Origin of the sequence: Rhabdochromatium marinum, from assembly GCF_016583795.1 — a bacterium.
Lineage (GTDB): Bacteria > Pseudomonadota > Gammaproteobacteria > Chromatiales > Chromatiaceae > Rhabdochromatium > Rhabdochromatium marinum.
The window spans coordinates 107,332-120,370 of sequence record NZ_NRRS01000001.1 but is presented as its reverse complement, the minus strand read 5'-3'; the positions used below and the strand labels follow the sequence as shown (position 1 = coordinate 120,370).

The 13,039-nt window shown below is 53.6% G+C and carries 12 protein-coding genes; 8 read left to right on the top strand and 4 right to left on the bottom strand.

Annotated elements, in window-relative coordinates:
• The first annotated feature begins 22 nt into the window (after positions 1 to 22).
• Positions 23 to 1,411 carry a YihY/virulence factor BrkB family protein gene (locus CKO36_RS00540; protein WP_242469288.1) on the top strand — a complete coding sequence of 463 codons (1,389 nt, stop codon included), beginning with the start codon at positions 23 to 25 and terminating at the stop codon, positions 1,409 to 1,411.
• Between the two features lie 6 nt (positions 1,412 to 1,417).
• Here CKO36_RS00540 and CKO36_RS00535 read toward each other — a convergent pair whose 3' ends face one another.
• The 3 genes from CKO36_RS00535 to CKO36_RS00525 form a co-directional block, all read right to left on the bottom strand.
• Entirely contained in the window at positions 1,418 to 2,971 is a 1,554-nt protein-coding gene (locus CKO36_RS00535; RefSeq protein WP_200279078.1) for an FG-GAP-like repeat-containing protein, read from the bottom strand.
• Positions 2,972 to 3,059: 88 nt separating this feature from the next.
• Entirely contained in the window at positions 3,060 to 3,845 is a 786-nt protein-coding gene (locus CKO36_RS00530; protein WP_200279076.1) for a hypothetical protein, read from the bottom strand.
• A 16-nt stretch (positions 3,846 to 3,861) separates the two neighbouring features.
• Positions 3,862 to 4,515, bottom strand: a complete 654-nt coding sequence (locus CKO36_RS00525) for a P-loop NTPase family protein (RefSeq protein WP_200279074.1) — start codon at positions 4,513 to 4,515, stop codon at positions 3,862 to 3,864.
• Between the two features lie 416 nt (positions 4,516 to 4,931).
• Between CKO36_RS00525 and CKO36_RS00520 the strand changes: the two genes are divergently transcribed.
• The 5 genes from CKO36_RS00520 (at position 4,932) to CKO36_RS00500 (ending at position 10,443) form a co-directional block, all read left to right on the top strand.
• Positions 4,932 to 5,570: a polysaccharide biosynthesis/export family protein gene (locus CKO36_RS00520; RefSeq protein WP_200279072.1), complete on the top strand. Its 639-nt coding sequence runs from the start codon at positions 4,932 to 4,934 to the stop codon at positions 5,568 to 5,570.
• Between the two features lie 146 nt (positions 5,571 to 5,716).
• Entirely contained in the window at positions 5,717 to 6,943 is a 1,227-nt protein-coding gene (locus CKO36_RS00515) for a porin family protein (RefSeq protein ID WP_200279070.1), read from the top strand.
• Positions 6,944 to 8,725: a Wzz/FepE/Etk N-terminal domain-containing protein gene (locus tag CKO36_RS00510; RefSeq protein ID WP_200279068.1), complete on the top strand. Its 1,782-nt coding sequence runs from the start codon at positions 6,944 to 6,946 to the stop codon at positions 8,723 to 8,725. It begins immediately after the preceding gene.
• 8 nt (positions 8,726 to 8,733) lie between these two features.
• Positions 8,734 to 9,573 carry a CpsD/CapB family tyrosine-protein kinase gene (locus CKO36_RS00505; RefSeq protein WP_200279066.1) on the top strand — a complete coding sequence of 280 codons (840 nt, stop codon included), beginning with the start codon at positions 8,734 to 8,736 and terminating at the stop codon, positions 9,571 to 9,573.
• 42 nt (positions 9,574 to 9,615) lie between these two features.
• On the top strand, positions 9,616 to 10,443 hold the full coding sequence (locus CKO36_RS00500; RefSeq protein WP_200279063.1) for an ExeA family protein: 828 nt from the start codon (positions 9,616 to 9,618) through the stop codon (positions 10,441 to 10,443).
• Between the two features lie 194 nt (positions 10,444 to 10,637).
• Here CKO36_RS00500 and CKO36_RS00495 read toward each other — a convergent pair whose 3' ends face one another.
• A complete protein-coding gene (locus CKO36_RS00495; protein ID WP_200279061.1) occupies positions 10,638 to 10,871 on the bottom strand; it encodes a hypothetical protein in 234 nt (77 codons plus the stop codon).
• Positions 10,872 to 11,530: 659 nt separating this feature from the next.
• On the opposite strand from CKO36_RS00495, the gene CKO36_RS00490 reads away from it, so the two are divergent.
• On the top strand, positions 11,531 to 12,283 hold the full coding sequence (locus CKO36_RS00490) for a hypothetical protein (protein ID WP_200279059.1): 753 nt from the start codon (positions 11,531 to 11,533) through the stop codon (positions 12,281 to 12,283).
• 23 nt (positions 12,284 to 12,306) lie between these two features.
• Entirely contained in the window at positions 12,307 to 13,017 is a 711-nt protein-coding gene (locus CKO36_RS00485) for a VPLPA-CTERM sorting domain-containing protein (protein WP_200279057.1), read from the top strand.
• The last annotated feature ends 22 nt before the right edge of the window (positions 13,018 to 13,039 follow it).

Here is a 13,039-nt window from a genome sequence, read left to right as displayed (position 1 = left end):
TCGGTGTCTGCACTGCGGCCGGATGATGCTCAATCTTAAAGCCGTTCCAGGCACGGCCGAGCGGCTGCTGTGGCACACCCCGCTTGAACAACTCCCCGCCTGGCAGGCATACGGCCTCTGGGTGGGACGGACTCTGTTCGCGCTGGGGCGGGATTTTCACCAGGGCCTGCTGTCCCTGCAGGCCATGAGCCTGGTCTACACAACCCTGCTGTCACTGGTGCCGCTGCTGGCGGTCAGCTTCTCAGTGCTCAAGGGGTTCGGGGTCCATAATCAGCTGGAACCCTGGCTGCTGCATGTACTCGCCCCCTTGGGCGACCAGGGCGGAGAGATTGCAAGCAATCTGATTGCCTTTGTCGACAAGACCAACGTCAAGGTGTTGGGCTCTGTTGGGCTTGCCGTGTTGCTGTATTCAGTAATCTCGCTGATCCAAAAAATCGAGCAGGTGTTCAACTCCGCCTGGCGCATCCAGCACATTCGCCCTCTGGCGGAGCGCGTCAGCTATTATCTAAGCGTGTTATTGATTGGCCCGGTGTTGTTTTTCGCCGCTGTGGGAGCCACAGCCTCGCTGCGCAGCAATATCCTGGTGCAATGGCTGCTGGATCAACAGGCCATGGGCTTTGTGCTCGGCACGCTCGGCCCCTGGCTGCTGCCCTATGGGCTGATCAGCCTGGCCTTTACCTTTATTTACGCCTATGTGCCCAACACCAGGGTACGCTTGCGCGCCGCCATGATCGGAGCCCTGGTGGCCGGTCTGCTGTGGCAACTGGTGGGCTTGCTGTTTGCCACTTTCATGTCCAGCTCCACCAAATATGCCGCCATCTATTCCTCGCTGGCGATTCTGATTCTGTTCATGATGTGGGTCTATATTGCCTGGCTGATTGTGCTGATCGGCGCCAATATCGCCTTTTATGTGCAAAACCCCGCTTATCTGGCCACCAAGGAACGCCAACCACGCCTGAGCAACCGCCTGCGCGAGCGTCTGGCGCTGCTGTTGGCCAGCCGTATTACCAGTGACTATCAGCAGGGCTTGGAGCCACCAAGCGCTGACACTCTGGCCAAAGCCTGCGGTATCCCCGGAACCAATAGCGCCACCCTGCTTGACATGCTGGAGGCCAAACACATCATTCGCCGCACCCAGGCCAACGCCCAGGGTTCCAATCCCAGTTCCGGCTATGGCTCTAGTAGCGGTCACGCGCAAGACGATAGCGTCGGCTTCATTCCAGGACGGCCACCCGAGCAGATTCCCATCATCGCCGTGCTTAACGCCGTGCGCCACTACGAAGAGGAACAGGTGCCAGCACCGCTCACCGGCCCGGTGGCCAAGATCGAGGCAAGTATCGACACCGCTGTCACCGAAGCCGTGACTGGGTTAACGCTAAAGGATTTGATGGATGTAGAAAAGCCCGCTTGAAAGCAATCATTGCTTGAAAGCAGGCCAAACCTGTCCAATGGCGCCGGTCTCACCAGTGTCTTTCAAAAATATACTGTCTCTATAAAGTAGAACAGATGAAACATTTTCAAAAACTTCAATACGCCCCTCATTAGCCAATCCACGTCCAGCGATAACCTCCACCCTGCCATCGCCATTCAAATCCCTGGCAGCCGGTCGCACCGCTCCCACCCTAGTGCCGTTGCCCGACTGGGAGGACTCTACAAAGCCTAACGGCAGTGCATAACCATCTGGTTCCGAGCGAAATAGCTCAATTACGCCGTCACCACCCTCACCAAGCCCCAAAATGACATCGTCCCGCCCATCTTGATCGATATCTCCGGTTGTTGGCCAGGTTTCACCGTTGATCTGTCCATAATCGGCCCAGCTTAAGGATACAAACTGGTCGTTACTACCAATTAGCGAACTAGGCTGCCCGGCTATGGACGGGGCGATTCCGGTAATATGATTCTTGATAACAAAATTCCCACCGCCACTTCCGTTGGCAATGCCCGCCGTTCGCCCAAAGCCGATGACCAAATCCGAGACCCCGTCGCCGTCAACATCACCAGCCGCAGGACGTGTTTCGCCATTCAGTTTCGCATAATCAGCCCAGTCAACCTCGGCCCAGCCGGAACTGACTAGAGCGCCATTTTGGTAGGAGAAAATTTGCAACATACCCTGACCGCCGGCGCCAAGCCCAATGATGATCTCGGCTCGACCATCGCCGTCGATGTCGCCAACTGCCGGAATAGTCTCGCCATTTTGGTTATTGTAGTCGGTCCATTCGATTTGTCCCCATGCTAAGGGAGTTAGGTCGTCATCAAGCACCCGAAAAGTTCCTTGCGGAATTTCCGGAACACCTTCAACCGGTCCTAGCCCAATGACAATCTCATCATGGCCATCGCCGTCGATATCACCTGTTGCCGGGCGGATTTCTCCACTCAAGGCGTTGTATTCCGGCCAATCCAACAGGATACGGTTTTCTTCGAACCAGTCAGAGTTCAAAAGCATGGCCCAGCCCCCATTAATAGGATCGGGACCAAAGCCAGTGAGCAATTTTGGAACCAAAGAAGCCCCAATATCGGTTGGCGAGAGGTTATTGGTCAAACCAGCATCATCAGTGGCGCTACCCGGGATAGTCCTCAGACTCCTTGCCCTTTGATCATTGGACTTGGTGTTGGATGCAGTGGAAGCGGAGGCATCAGCGAAATTTTTGGCTTTAGACGAGTTGCTAGGCTCGGCCTTTACTTCGTCTGACGGGGGAGATTCGTTCCCTGCACCGTCGTAAGCGGTGACGGTAAAATAGTAAACTTTGTTGCCCGGGATGCCAGCAACACTGTGCTGCGTATTTTTTCCAACGTCGACAGTTTTAGTGTACTCGCCAGAAACCTCTCCGTAGTGCAACCGATATCCCGCTACCCGGCTGTCCTCAACTGGATCCCATGCAAGATTGTATGACGCTGCGGAGATGATAGAACTTGAAAGACACAACAATCCGCCTAAGGCGATTGTGGCATGTATAGTGCTAAGTCGCGCCATGGTCTGTAACCTCCTGTCAGGTTTTACCCTCAATATTCTCTTAAATTAAATAATAGCAGGTTCACAGGATTAGGCCCGCTCTATTTGTTCAAGTCGAAGACTGGCGAGCCGTTGAAAGCCGATCCGCATCAATCATGGTCCCCAACACCCGGAGGCCAAGGTATTGTGCCATTTGACGCTCAGATTTGAATGCTGCGTTTAAAAATTCCTTGATGCCAACGGCTAACAAGAAGACAACCATTAAGATTGCGAAGGTAAGTAGTGCAGGCACCAGCTTGGCAATGTGAAATGGGGAGCGCGCGGTGTCTATGATGATCGACTGATCCGGCGTTAATATTGGTTGCACCGAAATGGGGCTGCCGGCATTCGGAGTTCCCGATATTGCCATCTGGCCTGCCGCGCGTGTCTTGCCGCTACGAGCGCGTTCGGCAAGCCGCTTGGAAAAGAACTTGACTAAGGCTACTCCGACCTTCTCATTGTTGCCTTTGTAGCGAACGCGAACTTTTCCGGAAGATGTGCGCTCCAAAGTCATGGTATCGCGTGCCAAGCGACCCAGGCCAAAGTCGTTGGACTGAATGTTATCAGGCAGAAGCCCGGCCAGACTTAATTCCTCGCGAAGTTGCGTTGTTGCGAATCGCTCGCTGAAAAATTCCGTTGGTTGATCAATCAGCCGAGACAAAGGAAGTACATTGACCGGGCTGTCGCTTGCCGCGATGAGGGGATCGCCCGCAACCGAAAACGATTGGTATACAATCGAAAGGTCAGGCCGGGCGGCGAACCAGCCGCCCACGCAAAAAGAAATTACTATAATCAATAATAACCACGCCTTATGTGCAATGATGGCATAGCGATATCTTCGGAAAAAAAATAGCATGGCTTGTAGTGCTACCTTAGCGGGTTTTTTGGGGTCGAAATTGGTTATTGATAACACCTAAGATATTCACACCAGCCCCTTCCAATGTCTTTTGGGCTCTCCGGACATTTTGCCTGAGAGAAACGCCAGCTTGGATCACGAGAACGATGCCATCGGCCATTGCGCCCAAAATAACTGGATCCATCATCTGGTGGTTGGTCGGTATGATCGATGACGCATCAATGATGACAAATTGGTAAGTCTGCTTGGCTTCCTCAATCAAACGGATTGCAATTTTGTAACATTCACTTACCGAATGCTGCTCTTGACTATTGTGATTAGCAGGAGCAGCGATGATGTCGCAGTTTTCAATGCCGGTGGGACGCGTAATTTCATCCAGGCTGGCCGTAGCGTATTTTTCGATCGTATCCCCAAGACTTCCCCCGAAGCACTCATGCAAGCCGGGGCGAAACCAGTTGAAATCAATCGCCAGAACAGACCCTTTGCTCAGTAGTGCTGCCGATGCAGCAAGCGTGGCAACTGCCAAGGTTTTCCCCTCACCGCGACAAGCGCTCGTTACCAGCATGGAAGCCGTCGCTTGACGACCCAAGGCATTGTCAACTGCAAGAAAAATACGCCTTGATTCAGCTGCTTGTTCCAGAATCCCACGCCGGCTTTCCTGCTCATTCATGAGCTTGCTCCCCGCTCACACAGCTCGCATTAGACACAATTATTGTGTATAAAAAAACTTCAGGGGGAATGATCGCTCGTTGAGCTGTGTCGGGTCTCATAAGACAGCTAATTCTCTGGCGGCTGGATTTTGTTCTTAAATGTGATGACGCAAATCTTACAACGAATCCTGGTGTTCCACAACGATCAGGGCTACCGCCAAACGGGGAAGAGTAAAGTTAAGCTGTCAAGTACCGGGCACCACAGTCCTGCCTTCTCAAGGGCCTTCCCAACCGTGATAATATTGATATCAGTATCAAGATTTGCGTTGACGCTATGGCAGAGGTGCTGCTCATACCGCCTTGGTCGATATGGGTTATATGCAAGTCAGGGTTGCGCTTTTCAACAAGTTATAGAATAGACAGAGGGAGCGACACCATGCAGGGGCTGCAATTCGGTTTACGGAGACCATTGGTGATTTGGCTTACATTCGGTCTGTGCGGGGTGGCGATCCTGCTGACCCCTTTGGTTACAGCGGCCCCCCCCGATGCAGCCGCACCGAAAGATGGCATGACGGGAGCCCCAACCGAGTCCACTGGTTACGGCCTTCACCCGGGCGACATCATTCTCATCTCGATTTGGGGCGAGGAAGGGTTGGATCAGCCGGTACTGGTGGGGCCGGACGGGTGGATTTCTTTTCCGCTGGTAGGGAATCTCAAGGCTCAGGGGCACACGGTTGAAGAGCTCACCGGTATTATCGCGGAACGTGTCTCTCGGTACGTGCCAAATCCTTTGGTTACCGTCAGTCTGCAAGATATTCCGGGTAATCGCATTTACGTCCTCGGTCGAGTCAATAAACCAGGTGATTTTGTGATCGGCCGCAATGTGCAGGTGATGCAGGCGCTGGCCATGGCCGGTGGCTTGACACCCTTTGCTGACCGCAAAGACATCAAGGTTCTACGCAATGTCAACGGAAAGCAGGTGCAAATCCTGTTCAATTACAAGGAAGTTGAACGAGGAAAAAACCTCCAGCAAAATATTCCACTGCAAGCTGGTGATGTCATCGTCGTGCCCTAAATGAGCCTCATCCCACGGCATGACACAGAATCCCGACCTAAAAAAATAAAGATTTAGCAGAATTCTCGATTTCTCATATAATTGGAGGCATAAGCTAACATTTAATCGAGAATATAAGGTTCAGGGCGTTGTCAAATCAGACAGTAGTGCATTCGCGGCTTGAGTCCCAGCCGTCGGCTGACAGCTGGCCGGTCGCCACCATTCGCAAAAGAAACAGGCAACCGAGCCGGCCCTGGTGGCTGGCAATTGCCACGCTGCTGTCGCTATCGGCATCAGCGCAGGACTGGTATCTGCAATCGCAAGCCAGCCTGGACAGTTTCTATGATGACAATGTGCGACTGACAAGCATTGACGCGCAAAGTTCGATGGGCGCGATTGTCCGCGCCGAGACCAAATTTGGTCGGCGCACCGAGGCCGAGGAGATTGCGATCAACAGCGGCATCAGTTCTCGCCGCTATACCGGGGTTTCAGAGCTTGACAGGACCGATGGCTTTCTTGGACTGAATGCCGCCTATCAACTCGAACGCAGTCGCTTCGACTTGGACATGCGTATTGACTACGACTCAACGCTCACCAGCGAGGTGGAAACCTCAGGCTTTGTACAAACAAACAAGCGCCGCACACGCATTTCTGCTGCCCCGTCTTGGACTTACTCGCTTAGTAATCGCGCTAGTCTTGCATTCGGCACCCGCTATACTGACGTTTCCTACGAGGATGTTGGACTGATTCCCTTGTATAACTATCAAATGACTAGCAGTAATCTCAATGGCACCTATCTCTGGAGCGAGCGTATGCAGCTGTTCTCCCGCCTGACGTTCGACCACTATGAGGCCGACGAGGTTGGTACAAGTTCCGATACCATTGGGTTATTGGCTGGTGGTGCCTATGCGATTTCCGAGCGTTTGTCGCTGACGGCGATGCTGGGTCCGCGCTTTGCTACAGTTGAAACGCCAACGCCGTTCGGTAGTAGCGAGAATCAGGACAGCACCGGAATGCTGGTTGACATCTCAATCGAACAGCGGTTTAACGTCGGTAAGCTGGGACTTTCAGGCTCCCAGGCGTTACTGCCGAGCAGCAGTGGTGATTTGGTAAGTACAACATCCGCCGGTTTGGCTCTGGATTACCCATTTGATTCGCGTTGGTCACTGTTACTGAATGCCAATGCCTATCGCAATCGCAATCCGGGGGGCGAGGAAGACATCAATGACCGCGACTATGTCGCAGTCGAACCGCGCTTGCGTCATAAGCTGGGGGACTGGTGGGCACTTGATCTTGGCTACCGCGCCCGTTACCAAAAATACACGGAGCAACAGGAAAGTGCCCTATCCAATGCCGTCTTCCTGAACCTGGACTACACGCCGGCAGCGCATTGAATGGAAGAGCATGTTCTCACCCTCGACGATTATCTCGCGATCCTCAAACGCCGCAAGTGGCAGCTCATCATCCCTGCTGTGCTGTTGTCCATTATCGGCCTGATCACTGCGGTTATACTTCCGCCGACGTATCGTTCCACTGCCACCATTCTGATTGAGCAGCAGGAAATTCCGGATGAACTGGTGCGCTCGACTGTCACCAGCTATGCAGCCCAACGGGTGCAGACGATCAGTCAACGGGTTATGACGACCGAAAATCTCGGAAAAATCATCGAAAGCTATCATTTGTATCCGGATTTGATGCAGCGCTACGGTTTGGTATCCGCTGTTGATCAGATGCGCGAAGATATTAAACTTGACATGATTAGTGCCGATGTGATCGACCCACGCAGTGGTCGCCCGAGTGAGGCAACCATCGCCTTCTCCCTGTCTTACGAGAACGAGTCTCCTAACGTGGCACAGCGTGTCGCCAACGATATTACCTCGCTGTTTCTGAGTGAGAATCTGAAAGACCGTCAGCAATCCGCTAAAGATACCGCAAGTTTTTTGCAAAAAGAAGCCAATAAGCTTGCCGACAAACTCGGCAGGGTTGAGGCTCAATTGGCGCAGTTTAAACAGGAACATGGTGATAGTCTTCCTGAACTCAAATCACTCAACCTGCAACTCATCCAGCGTACAGAAGAACGCCTGCGCGATACCGATCAAGCTATTCGCACACTAAAAGAACGAAAAATTTATCTCGAAGGACAGCTCGCGCAGATCGATCCCTTTAGCGAACTATTTTCTGTTGATGGCAGGCGCGTACTCGGGCCGGCGGATCGGCTTAAGGCACTCGAAGCCGAATATGCCACCGTGGCCGCACGTTATTCGAGCCAACACCCTGATCGCATGCGCATTGAACGCGAGATCGCCACCCTGCGCCAGCAAGTGGGGCAATCGGAAAATGTCACAGCGGAGTTGGAGCGGGCCTTGAGAGCGCAGCAGGAGGAATTGGCTGATTTACGCGAGCGTTACTCAAATGAGCATCCTGATGTCAAGGCATTGACCAGCGCCATTACGATAACCCAACGTCAGCTCGCCAAGGCAAGACGTGGGGGGGCAGCTCACGCGTCGTCGGAGGTTATCGATGCTGACAACCCCGCTTATATTCAACTCCAAGCCCAGTTGCAAGCCGCCGAGGCAGAATTGCAATCCCTTCAGAACACTCGCGAACAGACCCAGGCGAAGCTCACCACTTTGGAGGAGCGCATTGCCAAGGGGCCAAGCATCGAGCTTGAGTACCAAGCCCTGACACGCGACCATGAAAACACCATTGCAACCTATCGCGAGGTTAAACAACGCCTGATGGCCGCAGAACTTGGCGAGGCGCTGGAAACCGAACGTAAAGGAGAGCGCTTCTCCCTGATTGAGCCGCCACGCTTACCTGAACAGCCGGCCAAGCCGAATCGGCTCGCGATCGCCTTCCTGGGATTTGTGTTGGCCTTTGGCGGTGGTGTGGGGAATCTCGCCCTGCAGGAAGTATTGGACAGAAGTGTGCACAATACCCGCGATTTAGAGGCCATTATTATGGGGCCGCCTCTGGCTGTGATCCCCTTCATCGAAACAGAAGCCGATGTCCGTCGACGCACCAGATACAGGCTGATTGCTGTCCTTGGCAGTATTCTTGGGTTGACATTGGCCACAGCGGCTGTCCATTACTTCGTCAAACCCCTTGACATCCTCTGGATCAAAGTACTCGATCGAGCCGGTTTACTGCATACTGAAACGCCTAACGCGAGCTGAGATCAATCATGGAGCGCATCAAGGAAGCATTGGAACGTGCTCGGGCTGAACGCGCCACCGCGCTGTTGGCTAACAGTCCCGTACTTTCAACGCAGCCGCTCGAAGCGCAAGATCAGGACTTTGATGAGACCAATCAGGGGGTTCAGGTTTCTTATACAAAAACGCGCAGCCTGAAACTCGACCCCGAGCGGCTTCGCGCCAAGCGCGTGCTGCTCAATGAGGCGCGCAATCCCATTGTCGATTCATACAATATTCTGCGCACACGCATTTTGCAGCGATTGCGCTCCAATGGGTGGAATGCCGTCGCAGTCACCAGCCCGCGCCCCGGGTGTGGCAAGACGCTCACGTCCATTAACTTGGCCATTAGCCTGGCTCGGGAAGTCAATCAAACCGTGCTCTTGGTTGATCTCGACTTGCGGCGTCCATCCGTAATCCGCTACTTCACAGACGAGGATCTGCCTGGTGTCAGTGACTATCTGCTTGAACAGCGTAAGCTGGCGGAGATTCTCGTGAACCCAAGTATTGAGCGGCTTGTGATTCTGCCAGGACACAGCTCTTTTACCAATTCCTCGGAAATGCTTTCCACACCGCGCATGGTTCACTTGGTCACGGAACTGAAGACGCGCTATCCTGATCGCATCCTATTGCTTGATATGCCTCCCCTGCTGACCGGAGATGATGTCCTGGCCTTCTCTCCCTATATTGATGCCATTATGCTCGTGGTCGAGGCTGGGGGAACAACCCGCGATGACCTCTCGCGAGCCTGGAATTTGCTTGATGGCAAATGCATTTTGGGTGTGGTGTTAAACAAGTCCGACAGCAGCGCCTCCGGTGACGGCTATTATTAGCCAGGATGTCAGGAATGGCTCATTTGTCTTAGGCCACCCCGCATGTATGACACCTTTTACGGATTCCGGGAAAGACCGTTTTCCCTGCTGCCGGATCCGAGCTTTCGTTTCCCCGGTCGTCAGTTTCGCATGGCCTATTCGCTGCTGAGTTACGCCGTGGTGAGCAAGGCGGGACTCGCCGTTTTCACCGGTGAGGTCGGCTGTGGCAAAACAACGCTCATTCGACAACTACTCAATCAACTGACTCAACGCGTCACTGTTGGCCTGATTACCAATACCGCCAACATGCAGGAAAACCTGCTCAAGCGGGTGATGCTCGCCTTTGGCCAAGACTACAGAGGCAAAGAACTGATTGAACTTTATGAGGCTTTGGAACACTTCCTGATCGCCGAGTATGCTCGTGGCCAACATACAATACTTATTGTAGACGAAGCCCAAAATCTTTCCATCGAGACGCTTGAAGAATTGCGTCTTTTTTCCAATATCAATGCCGATAAAGACCAGATTCTGCAACTCCTGCTGGTCGGGCAGCCGCAACTTAAGGACAAGTTGGATCAGCCAGAGTTACAGCAGCTGGCACAGCGGGTAGTGGTGAGCTATCACCTCAAGCCGCTGAATGCGCGCGAAACACCGATCTATGTCCAGTATCGTCTCAGGCATGCGGGTGGCAATCCGGCGTTGTTCACCAACGCAGCTCTCACGCTGATTCACGAGCACTCAGGCGGCATCCCTCGTTTGATCAACGTGCTCTGCGACATGGCCTTGGTCTACGGCTACAGTGAGCGGGCCACAACCATTGAAGCGTCCCTTGTCCAGGCTGTCATTCATGATCGCAAGGGGGAGCGCCTCCCGGCTCCCAGCCAAGCATGACGCAGGTTGAATGCACCTCAAGCCCGTCATCCGACCAGCAATTCCCGTTGAAAGATTATTTGCTTTAAAAACAATGGATGGTTTAAGCGTAGAAAAAAGCTTTTCGTAAACTTTTCTCCGAATCAGCGTATTATCTTGTATATCTTAGGTTGCGAGGTAGGAACTAATGAGTGCGCCTTTTGGTCGTCAATCGCTCAGTGCCGCCGGACTGCTGCGCACCGCGCGGTATGATAGTCGTCGAAGAGTTGGCGCTCGGTGTGCTGCTTGAGGAACGTCCAGTGGGTCGAGGCCCCATCAGCGATGCCCAGATAGAGCGCCTCGGGATAGCGCCGCTTGAGCTGCGCGATCTCGCGCGTCATGCGCTCATGGAAGGTCTCCTTGCCGTATTCGGGCGCGGCGGCGACGTAGAGGGAGAGACTGCCGACCATGACTTCACGTCAGCCATCCTTCTTCATCGCCAGGCGTGCCCCATCCACACTAATGGCCACCGTCGCATCGAACTCGGGCAGCGCATACTCCCAGCTCTCCTCCGTGGCGCAGGCAATCGCCCAACCCAGTCGGTGACGTTCCGCGAATATTTATGATCAACTAGTTATAGGGCCTGTGGGTATGTAGGCGCGAGGCCCGAGAGTGTGGGCAACCCGGTATTATTGCGCCGCCCCCTGGCTTCGCGGTTCTCCAATGTGCTTGAACGGCGGAATACCGGATTGTCCACACGGCCCTTTGGGCTCGGACCGGTCCGCAGGACGCGTTTACCTATCCATAGGTCAGCGTGTCACTCGTCAACGGCTTAACAGATTGTGCAGGGCATGATCTACCCACACCAAACGTAAAAGAGCCGGAGATATCCCCCCTTTGCTGGAAATCGTGCGTGAGCGAGACGTGGCTAATTATGGCGCGCCGTGAGTTATTGAGAAGTTACTGTCATCCGACCAGCGGTCTTGAATTGCATAAGCATTGTTGCTATGCTCAAATTGAAAATCTCTCAATCTTAAGTGATGGGAGGTTTTGGCGCCAACAGTAATTGCAGCTATTTTTTGATGTTTGGCATTCGATGGCCGATATATTTGGAGATCATTACAGGGCGATGAACAAGGCCAAAATCATGCTCCTGGCGATTATGGCACCTGCCGTGCTCGCGGCTGGGATCGTCGCCCTTGCGCCAAGGCTGGATGTGATCTTCGGAACTGACGAGGCGGGTGATGATTATTCTGCTCCTTGGACTGGCAGCTACACCGCTTGGGGAGGGAGTTCCCCGGGGTTGGCCTCGCGATCATTTGGCCAGGCAGAGTGTGTGTCGCAAATCCACTTCGCAACCTTGGGTAGCCTGCCGTGGTTGACCCCTCGCTTCGATATGCTGGATATGCTGGGTAACAATCGCGGTCAACAGCAGTCCATCTTCCGGTTCGCGGCCGAATCCGGAGGAGATCCAAAGCGCGCAGCTGAGTTCATTAGTCGTAATGGCAGCCTCGGGATGGCTGGCAATGGCCGGCAGCAGGGCTTCCTTGATGGTGGTCCCCTGCTACGGGCCAGCTTTTTTGAGCATGGCAATAGTAGTAGTGTCGGCGCTACTGGCCAAGGCGCGCAATCATCGTTCGTCTATGCAAGCGAAAGAGATCAAGCAACCAACTCCGACGTCTCAGGGGCTGGCACAACAACCGACACCCAGAACCCAAGGACGTCGCCAGTCCCCATTCCAGCTGCTTTCGGCCTTTTCGGCGGTGCATTGGTGCTTTTGGTAGGGCTTGGGCGGCGGTGCCAGAGCAAGAGGCATGTTCTTAATGGCCATGTTCTTGACAGCGCAACTGGAGTTCACGGTTCTTCAGGCAATAATCAATGATATACAACAAGGGGTCTAAAACGATGAAAAATTCTATCTTTGCTGTGGGTATCGCGCTCGTAACTTTAACTGGCTCCAATGCGTATGCGGCGGCCATTTCAGTGTCTGATTTTGACATTGGTAACTTCAACATCTTAACGACCAATGGTACTGTAGAGGATTTTGAAGGCTATGCTGCCGGGTCTTGGAACAGCACCACCACCACAAATGTTGGCAAATTTTCTGGACTGGGAGGTACCGGCTCCGGAAGCACATGTACCACCTTTGGCACATGCGCAGGGCTTTATCTAAGCGATACGTCGATCAACGGCCAAGGCAACATCCTCCCAACGGGTGGTACCAAAGCGCTTCAGGCAAACGACACCTACGGAATGATTTGGAACGTTTCTAACGGCTCGTCTTTCAATCAAGTCGTGTTTGGAATCCGCGACGCAGCTGATCAAGGTGCAACACTCGGCATCACGGCCGAGTGGACTTTGAACGGCTCATTAATGACTGACACTTTTGAATTGAGTGGACAGCAGAACGGCAATATGCAATTGGTTGCAATTGATTTCGGCGGCCTGGTTTCGGATGCAACCGTGACATTGTCGAATAATGGCCGAGCAAACGATTCTTTCACGCTTGATGCCGCATCCACCGTTTCAAATGTGCCGGTGCCGGCTGCCTTGCCGCTGTTCATGTCAGCCTTAGCAAGCCTTGGCTTTGTCGGTTTCCGCCGCCGCAACGCCTAATCAGCTTTCCCCGCAAACAGCG